The 16,261-nt window shown below is 65.8% G+C and carries 13 protein-coding genes; 3 read left to right on the forward strand and 10 right to left on the reverse strand.

The features are described from left to right. The first annotated feature begins 294 nt into the window (after nucleotides 1-294). From AC3WS4_RS06495 to AC3WS4_RS06505, 3 genes are all read left to right on the forward strand, one after another. Nucleotides 295-1,062, forward strand: coding sequence for a hypothetical protein (locus AC3WS4_RS06495; RefSeq protein WP_156377586.1), 768 nt, complete (start codon nucleotides 295-297; stop codon nucleotides 1,060-1,062). A gap of 260 nt (nucleotides 1,063-1,322) precedes the next feature. After that, complete coding sequence (locus AC3WS4_RS06500) at nucleotides 1,323-2,066, forward strand: TSUP family transporter (protein ID WP_492735612.1); 744 nt, start codon at nucleotides 1,323-1,325, stop codon at nucleotides 2,064-2,066. Nucleotides 2,067-2,125: 59 nt separating this feature from the next. Continuing rightward, nucleotides 2,126-3,181, forward strand: coding sequence for a YncE family protein (locus AC3WS4_RS06505; protein WP_492735610.1), 1,056 nt, complete (start codon nucleotides 2,126-2,128; stop codon nucleotides 3,179-3,181). A 7-nt stretch (nucleotides 3,182-3,188) separates the two neighbouring features. Here the strand turns inward: AC3WS4_RS06505 and AC3WS4_RS06510 are convergent, their stop codons facing one another. The 10 genes from AC3WS4_RS06510 to AC3WS4_RS06555 form a co-directional block, all read right to left on the reverse strand. Beyond that, entirely contained in the window at nucleotides 3,189-4,169 is a 981-nt protein-coding gene (locus tag AC3WS4_RS06510; RefSeq protein ID WP_492735608.1) for a PstS family phosphate ABC transporter substrate-binding protein, read from the reverse strand. After that, nucleotides 4,166-5,245, reverse strand: coding sequence for a PstS family phosphate ABC transporter substrate-binding protein (locus tag AC3WS4_RS06515; RefSeq protein ID WP_187141961.1), 1,080 nt, complete (start codon nucleotides 5,243-5,245; stop codon nucleotides 4,166-4,168). Before AC3WS4_RS06515 ends, AC3WS4_RS06510 begins: the two co-directional genes overlap by 4 nt. Beyond that, on the reverse strand, nucleotides 5,245-6,444 hold the full coding sequence (locus AC3WS4_RS06520; protein WP_187141962.1) for a PstS family phosphate ABC transporter substrate-binding protein: 1,200 nt from the start codon (nucleotides 6,442-6,444) through the stop codon (nucleotides 5,245-5,247). Before AC3WS4_RS06520 ends, AC3WS4_RS06515 begins: the two co-directional genes overlap by 1 nt. Next, the gene (locus AC3WS4_RS06525) at nucleotides 6,441-7,412 is read right to left on the reverse strand and encodes a PstS family phosphate ABC transporter substrate-binding protein (protein ID WP_492735605.1); all 972 of its coding nucleotides are present in this window, start codon (nucleotides 7,410-7,412) and stop codon (nucleotides 6,441-6,443) included. Before AC3WS4_RS06525 ends, AC3WS4_RS06520 begins: the two co-directional genes overlap by 4 nt. Beyond that, complete coding sequence (locus tag AC3WS4_RS06530) at nucleotides 7,409-8,515, reverse strand: PstS family phosphate ABC transporter substrate-binding protein (protein ID WP_492735603.1); 1,107 nt, start codon at nucleotides 8,513-8,515, stop codon at nucleotides 7,409-7,411. The genes AC3WS4_RS06525 and AC3WS4_RS06530 overlap by 4 nt, the downstream gene beginning before the upstream one ends. Then, nucleotides 8,512-9,720, reverse strand: coding sequence for a PstS family phosphate ABC transporter substrate-binding protein (locus AC3WS4_RS06535; RefSeq protein ID WP_162248543.1), 1,209 nt, complete (start codon nucleotides 9,718-9,720; stop codon nucleotides 8,512-8,514). The genes AC3WS4_RS06530 and AC3WS4_RS06535 overlap by 4 nt, the downstream gene beginning before the upstream one ends. Further along, nucleotides 9,717-10,922 (reverse strand): PstS family phosphate ABC transporter substrate-binding protein, encoded by a 1,206-nt coding sequence (locus AC3WS4_RS06540; protein ID WP_492735600.1) that lies wholly within the window; start codon nucleotides 10,920-10,922, stop codon nucleotides 9,717-9,719. Before AC3WS4_RS06540 ends, AC3WS4_RS06535 begins: the two co-directional genes overlap by 4 nt. Nucleotides 10,923-10,933: 11 nt before the next feature. Then, a complete protein-coding gene (locus AC3WS4_RS06545) occupies nucleotides 10,934-13,276 on the reverse strand; it encodes a PstS family phosphate ABC transporter substrate-binding protein (RefSeq protein ID WP_492735598.1) in 2,343 nt (780 codons plus the stop codon). A 106-nt stretch (nucleotides 13,277-13,382) separates the two neighbouring features. Next, nucleotides 13,383-15,119, reverse strand: a complete 1,737-nt coding sequence (locus AC3WS4_RS06550; RefSeq protein WP_492735596.1) for a PstS family phosphate ABC transporter substrate-binding protein — start codon at nucleotides 15,117-15,119, stop codon at nucleotides 13,383-13,385. A 47-nt stretch (nucleotides 15,120-15,166) separates the two neighbouring features. Continuing rightward, entirely contained in the window at nucleotides 15,167-16,243 is a 1,077-nt protein-coding gene (locus AC3WS4_RS06555; RefSeq protein ID WP_492735594.1) for a PstS family phosphate ABC transporter substrate-binding protein, read from the reverse strand. Nucleotides 16,244-16,261 lie beyond the last annotated feature (18 nt).

Here is a 16,261-nt window from a genome sequence, read left to right on the forward strand (position 1 = left end):
CCGCCAGCCTGTCAGGCTCGCGTCAGCCAGACCATCCTAGACCCGTCGCCGGTCCTTGCAGGGCCTGCATTTTCTTTGGCGCGACGTTCGCGCCGCTGCCCGTCCCCGGGCACCGACCTTCATGGCGGACCGACTGGCATGCCCGACGGTCCGCCATCATTTTCATAATATATATAACGACTTAACTGTCATTTTCCTTTCCTCCGACAGCTTGCCGACAGGAAAGGCTGCCAGCGTGATGCCGCTCGCGACCGTGTGACACGGCGCGCTATCGTTGGAAGAGGAGTGATGGAAATGCGGACATTCACGCGGCGCACGGCAATGCTGACCGGTGCGATGATGAGCCTGATGCTGGTGGCGGGCTGTTCGGGCGGCAAGGATGCCGCCGACACCAAGGCCGAGCCGGCCAGCGTCGAAGTCGACAGCGGCCCCGCCTATGCGCTGATCACCCAGCCGGTGGGCAAGACGGCGCCCGCCGACTATGTCGCGCAACTGTCGGCGGCGAAAAAAGCCGGTGCAACCGTGTTGCTGCTCCGCTCGAAGCCGAGCGTCGAGGGGCCGGAGGGCTTCGCCAGCCTCGCGGTCGTCACCTTCCCCGACGGCGGCGCCTATGACGCCTGGTCAAAGGATGCCGCGGCCAAGCTCGGCAAGGATTTGCTACTCCGCCGCGCCGACCTGCTCGTCGATGCGCGCGCCAAAACGGCCGATCCGAAGGCCGCCTATGTCGTCAGCCATTATGAGGCGCTGGTCCCCGCCGACGCCTACACCGGCTATACCAAGGCCTATATCAGCCCGAACATGGACGGGCAGAAGGCCGGCGGCGTGATGACCGGCTACGCCATGTATTATGAGCGTGAGCCCGTTCCCGGCGTCAAGGGCAACCGCACGATCCTCGTGAAGCAATATGTCGACGAAGCCGCCTTCGGAAAGAGCGAGGCGATCAAGGAAAAGAACAAGCTCGAACTGCTCAAGAACCCCGAGTGGAAAAAGATCAACGACACCAAGGAGACGATCCGCAAGGATATCTCCGGCACCCTCGCCCTTCCCGAAACGGTCGACTGACCAGAGGGGATGCGCGCCGTCTGGGGAGGCGGCGCGCATCCCCTCACCCTCCGCCGAGGCCTGTACGACACCCGCTACTCCGCCCCGGTTGGCGGCTCCCTGCTATCGCAGGCGACATCTCCGGAGCGCGCGGCCGCCCGGCCACCAAAGTCGAGCGGCGCCGAATATGCGGCACGATTGACGGGTTACTGACAGTTTCGCATCCTACCAGCCGGCCATGGTTGCGATTGCAACCATCGGAAAGCGGAAAGCGAGGAACTATGCAGGTCGGCGCGCTCATCGTGATTGCGGCGTTCCTGACCTCCATTCTCTCGGGCATTTTCGGCATGGCGGGCGGCCTGATCTTCATGGGCCTGCTCGCCTGGCTGCTGCCGGTGACGGTCGCGCTGGCGCTCCACGGCCTGATCCAGTTCGCTTCCAACCTGTGGCGCGTCGTGCTGCACCGCCGGCATGTGGTCTGGCCGGTGCTGCTGTGGTTCGGAATCGGCGCGGTCGCGGCGATCGGCGTCTTCTCGCTCGTCATTTTCACGCCGACGAAATTCTATGTCTTCCTGGGGCTCGGCCTGTTGCCGGTCCTCGTCTGGTTGCCCGAACGCTGGATGCCGCTCGACGCGACCCGTCGCGTCCATGCCGTCGGCGGGGGCTTCGTCTCGACCGGGCTGTCGCTCGTTTCGGGCGTGTCGGGTCCGGTCACCGACCTCCTCTTCATCAACACCCGGTTGAACCGGCATCAGGTCGTCGCGACCAAGGCGGTGATGCAGGCGATCGGCCATGCGTCGAAGGTCATCGTCTATGGCGGCGTGCTGCTCGGCGTCGCGGCGCGCGCGGTGATCCCCCTGCCCGTCTCCGCGCTCGCGATCCTCGCGTCGATGGCGGGCATCATGGTCGGCGGCGTGATTCTCGACCGGATCAGCGACGCGCATTTCCGCGCCGGCCGGCGCTGGATCGTTACGATCGTCGGCGCGACCTTCCTGATCCAGGCAGCGCAGATCGCCTTGGCCTGACAGCGGGGTGACAGGCCCGTTCGGTAGAATGGACCGAAACCAAAATGGGAGACGGTCCAATGAAATTTCGCATATCCATGGCGCTTGCGAGCGTCGCGGCCATCGCCGCGCCGGCGTTCGCCGCCGAGCCGATCTACACGCTCGAAAAAGCGGTCACGCTGCCCAGCACCGACAGCGACTGGGACTATATCAAGCTCGAACCGCACAGCCCGCGCCTGTTCATCGCGCGCCGCAAGGACGGGCTGACGGTGTTCGACATCAAAACGCAGAAGGTCGTCGGGCAGGTCGAAAATTCGGTCGGCGCCAACGGCCCGCTGCTGCTGCCGCAGTTCAATCGCGGTTATGTCGCGATGACCGACGGCTCGCTGCTCAGCTTCGAACTCAAATCGCTGAGGGTGCTGGATCGCATCCCGCTCGCCAAGGACGGCGGGCTCAACGGCGTCGTCTATGATGCCGCGACCAAGCGCATCCACGCCGTCGTCGGCTCGCGCCAGGCCGAGTCGGCCTGGTTCACGCTCGATGCGGCGACGGGCAAATTGCTGTCGACCAAGGTGTTCCCGTTCAAGAAGATGGACGACCCCTCGCCCGACGGCAAAGGCCATCTCTTCGCGCCGGCGCGCTACGACAAGATATTGATGCAGCTCGATTCGGCGACGCTCGCCGAACAGGCGCGCTGGAACGTCGATTGCGAGCAGGTCGTCGCGGTCGAATATCAGGCGCACACCGACCGCATCCTGATCGGTTGCCGCGGCGACAAGCCGGTGTTCCTGGCGCTCGATGCCAAAACCGGCGCCGAAGTCGGCCGCGTGCCGATCGGCAAGGGAATCGACGGCATGGGCGTCGACGAGGTGCGCCACCGCATCGTCACGACCAACGGCGGCGACAGTTCGATGACCGTGATCGAACAGGCGGGACCCGACAGCTACAAGCTGCTCGGCAACATCCAGACGCGCCCGCAAGCCCGCGTGATGCAGATCGACGAGGAAAGCGGCCGCGTCTTCACCGTCACCGCCGACGCGACCTTTGCCGCGCCCGACGCCAAGGGCGTCGCGGCACCGACCTTTCATCCGAACAGCTTTGTCGTGATGACCTACAAGCCCGACGGCGCGCGCTGAGGGCCCGTCAGCCGAGGGCCGCGCGGGCTTCCTGCGCGGCCCCGGCTGACAGCGGCAGATAATCGCTCGCGCGTCCCGCGATCGCCTGCGCCTCCGGCGTCAGCATGAAGCGGAGGAAGGCGAGCGTTTCCGCGTGGATCGGCGTATTCGCCGGCACCGCATGATAGGCCTGCACCGTGCGGCCGAGTGGATAGATACCTGCGCCGACCGACGCCGCATCGGGCAGCAGCGCCGCGCCGCCTGCACCGATCAACGGCAATGTCTTGGTCTCTTTCCCCGCGATCCCGATCGCCAGACCGGCGGGGTCGCGTGCAAGCGCGCGCCGCATCGCGGCGGCCGTCTCGGCTTCGGCCTTCGCCGGACGCGGCGGCACGTCGAATTCGCGCAGGCGCGGCCATGCCATACGGTTGCTGCCGCCGAGCACCGCCGCGCGGAAGAAGCGGCCGGTGCCGCTCTCGGCCTCGGGCGCGTAAAGATGAATGGGCCGGTCACGCCACGCGCCATCCAGACCAAGGTCGCCCCAAGTCCGCGCCGATTGTGCACCGTCGCCGAACGCCGCGGCGAGTTGGTCGACGGTGATCGACGCCAGCGGATTGCTCCGATGCACCATGGCCGCCAGTGCGGGCGAGCGCCCCGGCGTCGCGACGCTGCCGTTCAGTACCGCGACGCCCCTGGGCCGGAAGCGATAGATCCATTCGAACGCCTGAATCTCAGGTTTCGTCGCCTCGCGCCCGATCAGCGCGATGTCACAGGTCGCCGCATAGAGATTGGCCATCGCGACATCGCTGCCCGCCATCGCGACGTCGACCCTGATCGCGGGATTGGCGGTCTCGAAGGCTCGCTTCCACGCCGCGACGACCGGCATCATGCCTGCCGTCCCCGCCAGCCGGACACGTCCCGGCAGGCCATGCACCGGCGGCGGCAGCGTCGAGGCCCAGGCGGTCGCAGGGAGCAGCGCCAGCGCGGACAGGAGTTGGCGGCGCCTCATTTCACTTTCCCCAGCTCGTGCGTCAGCGTCCTGGCGCTGAGCGGCAGGTAACCGCTATGGTCGATCAATATGCGCTGGCCCTCGCGGCTCAGCAGGAAGCGCAGGAACTCGCGCTGCGCAGGATCCATCTTCTGGCCCGGGGGGACGTCGACATAGGCGGGGATGATCCGGATCAGCGGATAGCTGCGGTCGATCAGCGTCTCGGGCGTCGCATCGACGAACGGCCCCTTGGCGTCCCAGGCGAGCGGCAGCGCGCGGACGTCGGGATGCTTGTAGCGGATGTTCGAGATCGCGATGCCGGTGCGGTCGGTCGCCAGCGCATCGACGATCCGCTGGCCATGATCATATTGGGTGCCGTCGGGACGTTGCTGATGCTCATATTCGCGCATCGCGCCGTTCCAGCGGTGGCTGTCCTCGAGCACGCGTTCGCGGAAGAACAGCCCGAAATCGACATCGGTCTTCCAGCCATAGGGGATGATCGCGGCATCGCGCCACGCCTCGCCCAGCCCGAGCTGCCCCCAGCGCCGCACCTGCCCGCCGCCGCGCCGCCCTTCCTCGCCGAAGATCGCGTCGAGCTGCTTCAGCGTCAGCCCTTTGATCGGATTGTCGCGGTGGACGAAGATCATATGGGCATAGTCGTAGAAATTGACGTCGACGCTGCCGTTCGCGACCTCGATGCCGGTCGGGTCATAGCCCTTGGCACGGCGGAAGGCGCGGAGCGCGGCGGGGCTGATTTCCTCGCCCAATATGGCGATGTCGCCGGTGCCGCTGTAGAGCGACCCGATCGCCGAGGCGGTGCCGTACATGCGGTTTTCGAATTTTACCTCGGGCTGGTGCTTCGCGAATTCGGCGATCCAGGTCGCCAGCAATTGCCCCATGAAGTCGCGCTTGAAACTGCCATGCCCCCAGATGCGCAGCGTGCCCGTCACGCGCTCCTGCGGTCGATAGGCCGGAAGCCCGTCGACGAAGGCCAGCGCGGGGTGATCCGCGCCGAGCAGGTGTGTCGTGCTTTCGGCCTGCGCGGGGCCGGCGAACAGCGTCGCAAAAGCGAGGAACAGGGCAAGCGGGCGCCGCATCAGTCGAGCTTGGCCAATTGCGCCGCCGCGACCTCGGGGGTCAGCGGCAGATATTTGCCGTCGGCCTGGATCGCCGCCTGCCCGTCGCGGCTCAACACATAGCGCAGCCATTCCTTGACCTTGGGGTCGACGGGTTTCCCCTTCTCGCGGCGGAAATAATAATAAACGTCGCGGGTCAGCGGGAAGCTGCGGTTCTGGACGGTCTGGAGGGTCAGCGGGATGAAGGTCTTGCCGCCGTCGGTCGACAGCGGCACCGACTTGATGCTGTCGTTCATGAACGGAATGCCGGTGTAGGCGATGCCATATTTGTCCGCCGCCAACCCGTTGGTGATGAGCTCGCCGCCCGCGGTCAGCGAGCCGTCCGCCTTCAGCCCCGCGACGTTGGAATAGGCGCGCATGTCCTCGTTCCACTTGCCCGAACCCTTGAGCACCTTTTTGTCGATCTCGTCGTTGAAATGATATTTGGCGTTGTAACCGTAGACAGTGATCGGCTTGTTCGCCCATTCGCCCTTGAGGCCGAGCTGGCCCCAGGTGCGGATATTCTTCTCGGGTCCGCGCGCGACGCTGGTGTCCCAGGTCAGCCCGTTCCAGCCGCCGTCACGGCGACCGCCCAATATGCCGTCGACCTGCTCCATCGTCAGGCCGGTCAGCGGATTGTCCTTGTGGACGAAGATGCCGAGCGCATAGGACCAGCCACGGACATTGTACGATCCCGTCGCCATGATGATCTCGACCACCTCGGTCTGCCCGACACCTTCCTCACCGCCCTGCGCGCCTTCGCGCTCAAAGCCCTTGAGTTCGTCCCACAACGCCTGCCGCCCCATCGGCGCGACGTCGGCGGCGCCCGAGATCAGCCCGGGGAAGGCGACCGACGAGCTGTAGAGATTGTCGTTGAAGCTGACGCCCGGTTGCAACTTGCGGAACTCGGCCTGCCACACCTCCATCAGCCCGCTGTCCTTGAGGTAGTTGTTGCCCCATTGGCGGATCGTGCCGGTCACCTGCGCCTGCGGCACATAGGGTTTGAGTCCGGTCAGGTCGAACTGCGGCTCATAGAAGATTTTCACCGCGCGCCCGCGATTGCCGATCGCACGCGCCTTCGACAGCGCGTCGGCGTCGGTCGTCGGCGCGCTGGCCTCCTGCGCCGTTGCCGCGGATGTCAGGACCAGCGCCGCCAGCGCGGCCGTCACGATGCGTTTCATTTTTCGCTCTCCAATATTGCGACCTGTGCCGCCGCGATCCGGCGGTCGAGGGGTAGATAGCCATTGTCGGCTTCGAGCAGCTTCTGTCCTTCGGCCGATAACGCGAATTGCAGGAAGGCTTTGACATGCGGGGCCAGCGGCTTGCCCGGCGCACGATCGACGAAGGCATAGGCGCGGCGCGTCAGCGGGTAGGAGCGGTCGGCGACCGTGGCCGCGGTCGGCAGGACCGCCGCGCCGCCATCCGACAGCGCCACGGCCTTGAGTCCGCCCCACGCCTGCGCGGCATTGGCGATGACGAGCGCATAGCGGTCGCCCCGGCCGCCTTCGCCCGCCCGGTCGGCGGCCGCCGCGATCGTGCCGTCGAGCCGGCGCGCATCGCCATATTCGGCGATGCGGTCCCAGCACATGCGCCGGTCCTTGCCCGTCACCCGGTTCTGGAGCCAAAGCCCGGTACGCGTCGCGAAATCATAGCTGTGGATGCGGATCGGCTGCCGCGCCCATTCGCCTTTCAGCCCGAGGTCGCCCCAGGTCGCGATCGGCCGCGCCTCATCGCCGCAATCGATGATGCGCGCCAGCTGGTCGAGCGTCAGCGCCGTCAACGGGTTGTCGTCATGGATGAGCAGCGCGATCGCGTCGGACTTGCCCGGCGCGGCGACCGCGCCGGTCGCGATCTCGATCCGCGTCGCATGATATTCTTTGGGGCGCGAAAAGCCGTTGTCATCGACGATGTCGTTGGCGCGGCCGATCAAGGCGATGTCGGCGACCCCGCCGACCAGCCCGTGGATCGCGCTGTCCGATCCCTTCATCGAAAATTCGAAACGGGTGCCGGGGTGCTGCTTCTCATAGGCGTCGGCCCAGCGCTCGGCGGCGCCGAGCATCGCGGGCGTGCCCCAGATGCGGATCACCTGTTCCTGCGCCTGCACGGCAACAGGCGCGAACAGCAAGGCGGCGGCGAGCAGCATCCTCATGCCAGTTTCCTCCGCTCTTTCTCGGCTGCTGCAGGAGACAGCGGCAGATAGCGCCCGTCGCGATTGACCGCCTCCTGCCCCTCGCGGCTCAGCACATAGCGCAGGAATTCGCGCACCTTGGGATCGATGCGGCCGTCGGGCGGCAAGTCGATCACCGCCGGCAGGGTGCGGGCGAGCGGATAGCTCTGGTCGATCAGGCTGGCCTCGCTGACCGCAACGAACGGCCCGGCGGCCGTATGCGCGAGCGCGAGCGGCTTCACCTCGGGCACCGCATAACGGATGTTCGACACCGCGATCCCTGCCGGGTCCTTCGCCAGCGCGTCGAGCACCTGCTGGCCATGGTCATAGATCGTCCCGTCGGCGTTGTTGATATGCGCGAAGCCCTGCAAGGCGGGATTCCAACGATGGCTGCCCATGAGCACCGCGTTGCGAAGGTAGAAGCCGAAGCTGTCGTCGATCGCCCAGCTATAGGGGGTGATCGCGCGGGTCCCCCAGGCGCCCGTCAGACCGAGTTCGCCCCAACGCCGGATATTGCGTGTCCCGCGCCGGTGCTCGGTACCGAGGATCGCGTCGAGCTCGACCAGTGAAATCTGCGCCAACGGATTGTCGCGATGGACAAAGACCATCTGCGCATAGTCGAAATTGCGGATATCGACGCTGCCGGTCATCAGCTCGACGCCGGTCGGCGCATAGCCCTTAACCCGCTCGAACGCTTTGGCCGCGTCGGGCAGAATTTCCTCGCCGAGCAGCGCGATGTCGCCAAGGCCGTTATAGAGCGCGGGGATGCCCGACGACGTGCCGTAAAGATGCGTCTCCAGCCGCGCCTCGGGGTGGAAACGCTGGAAATCCTCCGCCCACTGATCGACCAGATAATGCATCCACGGCAGCTTGCGATTGCCATGGCCCCACAGGCGGATGTCGCCCGACACCTTCTCCGCCGGTGCATAGCGCGGCATCGCCGCCGCCGCCCGCGCCGCGACGCTGCCCGGTGCCTGCGGGCGCGGGTCGATCTTCTGCACCGCAGGGGTCAGCCGCTGCGCCGCCGCGGGCATCGCCCAGAGCGCGAACGCGCCGCCGATCAGGGTGCGGCGCGCAAGGCTCATCCGCCCTCGCCCGCCGATGCCGATCCGGTCTTTTCGATCTCGACCAGCTGCGCGCGCGCCGCCTCGGCCGTCAGCGGCAGATATTTGCCGTCCTTCATGATCAGCGCCTGTCCCTCGCGGCTGACCACGAAGCGCAGATATTCGGCGATCAGCGGGTCCATTTTCTCGCCCGCCTTGCGGTTGGCATAGAAATAGACCTCGCGCGTCAGTGGATAGGTACGCGCCTGCACACTCTGGATCGTCGGCATGACGAACGGCCCCGCCGCGGTCTGCGCGAGCGGCACCGTCTTGACGTTGGGTTTGTCGGCATAGAGCATCGCCGTATAGGTGATGGCATATTTGTCCTTGCCGAGGTCCTCCATCATCTGGTCGCCGGCGTTCCACAATTTGCCATAGTCGCCGTCGCTCTCGCGCACCTTGTTGCTATATTCCTCCATCTGCTCGTTCCACTTGTACCCGCCGCCGAACACCTTGTCGGCGAAGTCGCGCGGGAAGTGGAAGTTGGTCGTATAGCCGAGGACGCGGATCGGCTTGTCGGCCCATTCGCCGGTGAGTCCGAGCTGGCCCCAGGTGCGGATATTCTTGTCCCGGCCGCGCGCGACGCTGGCGTCCCAGCTATTGAGCTTCCACCCGCCCTGACGCTCGGCACCGAAGATGCCGTCGAGCTGTTCGATGGTCAGCGACTTGAGCGGATTGTCCTTGTGGACGAAGGGCACGAGCGCGAAGGACCAGCCCGATACGTCGAACGACCCCGTCGCCATCATCACTTCGGCGGGCAGGCCGCCCATCATCCGCTGATAGGCCTGCAGTTCCTCCCAGCTCGGGCGCCGGCCCATCGGCGCGAGATCGGCCTGTCCGGTATAGAGCCCGGCCATGCCGATGAAGGTGCTCGCGAGATTATTCTCGAACGTCACCCCGGGGTGATATTTCCTGAACGCTTCCTCGAAATAGCCCTGCAGCGGGCTGTCGGCGAGATAGTTCGATCCCCATTGCCGGATGACGCCCTTCATCGGCGCCGACGGCTTGTATTCCGGGAGCTGCGACAGATCGAATTCGATCGTATAGGCGCGGCGGAAGCCCTTGGTCTTCAGCGCGTCGGCGCGAGCCTTTTGCAGGTCGAGCGAGTTCATCGAGCCGACGGGTGCCTGCGCCGCGGCCGGGGTCGCCGCGAGCAGGGCGATGGTGAGGATTGCCAGCCGCATCATTGCGCGCCCGGCTCGAGCTTGGCGAGCTGCGCCTTGACCACCGCGGCGGTCAGCGGCGTGTAGCGGCCCTCGCGCTGGATCTGTTCCTGCCCCTGCTGGCTCAGGACGAAACGGAGAAACTCTTCCACCTTGGGATCCATCGGCTGGCCGGGTGCCTTGTTGGCGTAGAAGAAGATCTCGTTGATCAGCGGATAGCTGCGGTCACGGGTGCTCTCCAGCGTGCGCGTGACGAAGGGGCCGCCGTCGAATCCCTGTACCGCCAGTTCCTTGAGGTTCGGGCCGAGCGCCAGCGGAGAGGCGATGCAGATGGCGAGCGGGTCGCCCTCGGCGAAGTCGAGCACCTGCTTGCTCCACGATGCGATCGTACCCTCGGGCGTCGCATAATTGGCGAAGGCCTGATAACCCTCGACCCACTGGTCGCTGCCGCGCAGGACGAGATTCTGGAACACGACCTGGATATTCGCGCGCGGGCTTTGGCCGCACGGATGGATCGGCTTGTTTGCCCATTCGCCGGTCGCGCCAAGCTGGCCCCAGGTGCGGATATTCTCGTCGGCGCCGCGCTTGAACGGATAGTCGTTGCGATAGACGCTGCCGTCATAGCCGCCGTTGCGTGCGGTGCCGAACACGCCGTCGAGCTGTTTCATGCTGATCTGCTTGATCGGGTTGTCCTTGTGGACGAGGATGATGAAACCCGGCGACCAGCCATAGACGTCATACGACCCCGTCGCGGCCGTGATCTCGGTGACCGGATATTTATAGACCTGCTCAAAGGTCAGATGATCCATCAGCGTCGCGGGGCGCCCGACGCCGAGGTCGGCGACCTTGCCCGCGACGCCCGGCACCGCGATCCCCGCCGTCGGCAGGTTGAACTCGAATTCGATGCCGGGGTGGAACTTCCTGAACTCGCTCGACCAATATTCGCCGAGCGGGCCGTCCTTCAGATAATTGCTGCCCCAGATGCGCAGCTTGCCGCTGACCTGCCGCTTCGGCTTATACACCGGCAGGTCCGACAGGTCCCATTTCTTGGTATAGCCGCCGAGCGTCGCCTTCTGTTTGCGGAAGCCGGTGACATCGAGGGTCCAGATGCTGCGCTTGGCATTGGTCGGCTCTTCCGCCGGTGCGGGCGACGGTGCCGGCTGCATCTGCGCTGCAGCGGGTGCGGCGAGCATCAGCGCCATCAGGGTCAGGGGGAGCGGCTTCATGGCGTGGTCCTTCATTTCGCGGTTACCCGGGGAAGAGCGAGGTCGATTTTCGCGGCCTCGGCGCGCGCGACTTCGGCGGTCAGCGGCAGCCATTTGCCGTCGCGCTGGATGATCGCCTGGCCTTCGCGGCTGAGCACGAAGCGCAGGAACTCGCGCACCGCGGGCGCCATCGGCTGATCGGGCTGCGCATCGGCATAGGCATAGGTTTCGAGATGCAGCGGATAGCTGCGGTCCTGCACGCTCTTCAGCGTCGGCAGCACGAAGGGACTGGCCTCGTCGCGTGCGACCGGCACCATCACCGCGCCCTTCACCTTCACGCCCGGATCGGCGAAGGCGATGCCGCAGCGGTCGCGCACCGCCGCCGCCACGCGATCTTCGCCCGGATGCGTCCGCTTGCCATTCTTCAGCGCAAGCGGGATTTCGCGCGCATTGTCGTTCCACATATTGCCGCCGACGAGCACCTTGCGCTCGAACACCGACATCAGATGATATTTGAGCGGCGGGACGTAAACGTCGATCGGCTTGTCGGCGCAGAAGCCGGTGACACCCAGATCGCGCCACCGGCGGATATTCCGGTCCGCCCCGCGCCCGGCCTGCCGCCGCCAGGTCGTCGAGACCCAGCCGCCGCGGCGCGGGCCGCCGAAGATGCCGTCGAGCTGGCGGATGGTCAGACCTTTAAGCTTCACATCCTTGCCGGTGAAGACCGCGATGGCGGGGCTCCAGCCGGCGACGTCGAACGATCCGGTCGCGATCTGGATTTCGCGCGGGCTGCGGTCGCGCTTCAACTGGAAATCATAGACCTCGCCCGCAAAATAGCTGCTCCAGCGGCGCCCGATCGACAGGTCGACGGCGTCGTCGTTGAGGTCGCCGTCGCGGATCTCGAAGCGCACCTCGGGCTGGTGCCGGTTGAAGGCCGCGATCAGCGCCTTGCCCGCGGTGCTGCCCATCAACTGCCCGCTCGCCGGCATCCGCACCGTACCGGCAACCGGCGCGGCCGGGGCATAGACGGGAAGCCCGGACAGGTCGAACGCGGTCTTGTAGTAAGCGCGCGTCGCGACGGTCCGGCCCGTCTCATCGGGGCTTTCGCCATCCCATTTCTTCGGCGCCAGCTGGTCGAGTTGCAGCCCCAGTGCATGCGGGTCGACGCGCTCGCCGGTGGTGTCGAGCTTCGCGCGCATCTCGGCGGCGCGCACGGCGGGCAAGGTGATCCATTTGCCGTCGCGCTGCACACCGTCCTGTCCGTCGCGGCTGAGCATGAAGGTCAGGAATTCCTTGACCAGCGGATCGAGCGGCTGGCCCGGCGCCACGCGCACCTGCGCCCATTGTTCGATGAACAGCGGATAGGAGCGGTCGCGCAGGCTGGTCAGCGAGATCGGCACGAACGGCCCCGCCGCGCTGGCACCGATCGGCACCGCGCGGATGCCGGGACGGTTCGATCCCATGTCGGAAAAGGAGATGCCGTAGCGGTCGGCGGACATGTCCCTGACCATTTCCACCGACGAGGAATAACGCGTGCCGTCGGGGTTCGCCTCATGGCTATATTCGAGCGTATTTTCGTTCCAGACGTCGCCGCCCTGGAAGATCTTGCGCTCGAAACCAAGCTGGATGTTGTACTTCAGCGGGCGGCCGTAGATCATGATCGGCTTGTCGGCCCATTCGCCGGTGAGGCCGAGGTCGCCCCAGGTGCGGATGTTCTTTTCGGGCCCGCGCGCGACGCCCGGGTCCCAGGTCGTGCCCTTCCACCCGCCGGTGCGCGACCCCGCAAAAATGCCGTCGAGCTGTTCGACCGACAGATGTGCGATCGGGTTGTCCTTGTGGACGAAGATCACGAAGCCGGGGCTCCAGCCGGGCACGTCGTAACTGCCGGTCGCCCAGTCGATCTCGAACAATCGCTCGCCGGTCGCCTGCTCATATTGCGAGGCGGCACGCAGGCGGTCGGAAATGCGCGGCCCGGTCTCGATATCGACCGCGCCCGATGCGATTGTGCCCTTGGGCAGGATCACGACCTTCACGCCCGGATGGAAGCGCTGGAAGGACTCGATCCACTGGTCCTTGATCAGCCCGTCGTGGAGATAGAGGCCCGATACGCGGATCGTGCCCGTCAGCTGCTTCGCGGGCCGATAGGGCGGCAGGTCGGCCAGCGGTTGAAGGTCGGTGTAGAAACGCTTGTGCTTGCGCGCATCGGTACGCGCGTCATGCTCGCCGCGGATGATGATATTCTCGCGCATTCCGTCGCCGAGGCGCTGGAAAATCTGGTCATAGGTTTCGCCGGTCGGACGCTTGTCCTCCTGCGCGAAGGCGGTGGTCCCCGCGGCGAGAAGGATCAGCGACAATCCGGTCAAAGGCTTTTTCATCGGCTCCGCTTCTTCGGTTAGTGCCGGCACTGCGGGACGCGCATCGCGCAGTGCCGGCCGGCCCGGCCCGCGATGTCACGGCATCGCGGGCCGGGCGATCAGCATATCAGTCGAGCTTCTTCAGCTGCTCGGCCAGATATTCGGGGGTCAGCGGATAATAATAGCCGACCCGGGCGATGATTTCCTGACCTTCGCGGCTGAGCACGAAGCGCATGAATTCGCGTACCTTGGGATCGAGTTTCTGACCCGGCGCCTTGTTGACGTAGAAATAGCCGTCACGGATCAGCGGATAGGTGCGGCCCGCCACCGAGTCCGGCGTCAGCGCGACCGCGGCACCGCCGCCGCGCGGGATGACCCTCAGCACCTTCACATCGGGATAGTTTTTGACGTGCATCAGCGAGGCGATGCCGATGGCGTTCGGGTTCTTCGACAGGTCTTCGAGCGCCGCGGTGCTCGCGATATCCTTTTCGGTACCCGGGACCGCCTGCTTCGCCTCGACATATTCGCGGAAGTTGGGGTTCATCTTCTGCGACCAGTAAAGGAGGTGGCGCTGGATCGCGATCGCGAAGCCCGGCGCGACATAGCCGAAGGTTTCGACCTCCTTGTTCGCCATTGCGCCCTTGACGCCGAGCTGGCCCCAGGTGCGGATCAGCTTCGAACGGTCGAGCGCATATTTCGACGTATATTTATAGTCGCCCTTGTACAGTTCCCAGCCGCCGGTGCGTTCGGAGCCGAACAGCCGTTCGAGCTGGTCCATCGAGATTTCGTTGAGCGGGTTGTTCTTGTTGACGACGATCGCCCAGGCGAACAGCGACCCGCGCTTTTCATAACCGCCGGTCGCGACCGAAATCTCGGTCGGCATATAACCGAAGGCGTTGTAGAAGGGCATCATGTCGGTGATCTTGGCATCGTCGCCCATCGGCGCGACGTCCGAGACGCCCATGTAGAGACCGGCGATGCCGCCCTCGCTCGACGGGATATGGCTCGTCGCCATCTTCGCCTCGGGGTGGAATTGCGCGAAGCCGGCGGCGAGCTGCGGCACGGCATTCTTGAGCTCGCTGCCCACGATGCGCAGGCCGCCGACGACCCGGAATTCGGGCTTGTACGACGGCAGGTTCGGCAGCGACGGCGGCGGCAATTCGCGATAGCTCGACAAGGTTTCCGGGCCCGTCGTGCGCAGCGAATCCTTGACCTTGTCGAACGCGGCGTAGGTCGCATTGTCCCGGAGGAGCTGCGGACGCAGCACGCCCTTGAAATCCTCCGATTTGGCGAAGGCGACCGGATCGCGATATTCCATCAAGAGCCAGGTCTTGCCGCCCGCGCCGCGTTCCAGATACATGGTGTAGCGCATCAGCAGCTTGCCGGCGATCTGGCCGTCCATCAGCGGCTTGATATAGCCGGTCGCGAATTCGCGCTGCTTCGCCTCGGGCGCGGTCGGTTCGTACATGTTGATCTTGAAGACCGAATTGTTCGAATCGCGCGGGGTCTTTTCGCCATGGGTCAGCACGTCGACGCGCTTGACGTCGAGCGCGGCGGCGAGCTTCGGCTGGCCCTCGCGGACCCACGCCTGATAGCTGCCCTCGGTCGGGAATTCGAGCGCGACGAACCGGCTGAAGGCCGCGCCCTTTTCCTCGTCAGCCTCGAGCCAGATGGCATCGGAGACCTGGCCCGACTGGCGCCATGCGGCCAGCGTGGTCGCCAGCCCCTCGGGCGTTTCGGTGCCGACGGGCACCTTGATCAGCACATTGGCGGTCTGCGCCAGTGCCGGTCCGGCGAATGTCGCGGCCAGCAGGAGCATCAAGGCCCCCCAAAGCTGGCGCAGGCTGAAAATTCTGACCTTCATCGCTCTTCCCCTTTGGCCCCGCGTGCATCGCGGGGCATTGTTGCAGTTCAATCGAGTTTGGCGCGCTGTTCGGCGAGCATCTTGGCGGGCAGCGGCAGATAGCCGGCGTCGGCGACCATCTTCTGCCCCTCGTCGCTCAGCGCGAAGCGCAGGAACTCGCGGAAGCGCGGCTCCATCGCGGTGCCCGGCTTGCGGTCGAAATAGATGTAGATGTTGCGGACCAGCGGATAGCTGCGGTCGCGAAAGCTCGCCTCGCTCGGCAGGACATAGTTGGTCGTGCCGCGCGCGGCGAGCGCGACGGGCTTGAGCCCCGCGATCTCCTTCGCCTGCGACATCACCGACCAGCCGATCGCGCACGGGTCGTTCGCCAGCCGCTCGCCCAGCATATGCTTGGCGCCGAGGCGGCCGTGGTGGCGCTCGTCGGCCGGGATCTGCTTGCTGCCGGTTTCGACATGGCCGCTGTAATTGGGGTTCCACTTGTCGCTGCCGCCGAGCACATGGAGCTGGAAGAAGCGGGTGGTCCCCGACGGGCCATGGCCATAGGTCTTGATCGGCTTGTTTGCGCAAGGGCCGGTCCTGACGCCGAGCTGGCGCCAGGTGCGGATGTCCTTTTCGGGGCCGCGCGCGTCCTTTTCGGTCCATTCGAAGCCGCGCAGGCCGCCCGACCGCTCCGACCCGAAGATGCCGTCGAGCTGCTCGACGGTCAGCTGCTTCAGCGGATTGTCCTTGTGCACGAACACCACCGGCCCGTTCGAGCGGCCCTCGCGGTCATAGGAGCCCGACGCGACGACGACATAGGAGGCGTGATAGCCATGGGTTTCGAAGAAGCTCAGGGCCTCGACGATCGCCGGTTCGCCGCCGTTCGGGCCGAGGTCGGTGACGTTGGTCACCAGCGCCGGAAAGGCGGCGTCGCTGGTCGGCAGGGTGTTTTCGAACACGATCTCGGGATGCAGCTTCCTGAACGCTTCCTGCCACTGGACCAGCACCCCGCCGAGGCCGAAGCCATAGTTGCGGATGGTGCCGCTGACGGGCTCGCCCTTCTGATAGGGTTCGGCGTTCGCCGCCGCGGCCCCGGTCGCGACGAGCGACAGGGCAACGAGCGACCGCAAGGCATGTCGGCGCATGATGTTGGCGACCCTTTG

The sequence above is a fragment of the Sphingopyxis sp. EU05-FHT14B03 genome (genome assembly GCF_058790875.1).